We start from the raw sequence: 266 nt of genomic DNA on the forward strand, positions 1-266 counted from the left end.
CGGCGCGAGCTTGACGCCGTATTCCGCGACGAACGCCTGCATCCACTTCAGGTTGTGTTCCACGCGATCCGCGTATAGCACCGCGGCGGGCAGGCTCACGTCTTCGTTCAGCAGATTCCACTCGAGGCGCGCTGCATCCGTGAGCTGGATGCTGGTGCCCGGCACCATGCCGAGACCTTTGCTATAAGGATCAATCGTTGCGCCCTGATAGTTTGTAACTTTCATGTCACCCAGCTCCATCGTCCGGTTAAATTGAATCAGATTTG

Annotated in this window: 1 pseudogene; it reads right to left on the minus strand. The window is 57.1% G+C overall.

Going from position 1 to position 266, the window contains the following annotated elements:
* Positions 1-225, minus strand: a pseudogene (locus SB751_RS31370) (amino acid deaminase); the annotation flags it as partial.
* Positions 226-266 lie beyond the last annotated feature (41 nt).

Origin of the sequence: Cupriavidus sp. SIMBA_020, from assembly GCF_046535395.1 — a bacterium.
Taxonomy (GTDB): Bacteria; Pseudomonadota; Gammaproteobacteria; order Burkholderiales; family Burkholderiaceae; genus Cupriavidus; species Cupriavidus campinensis.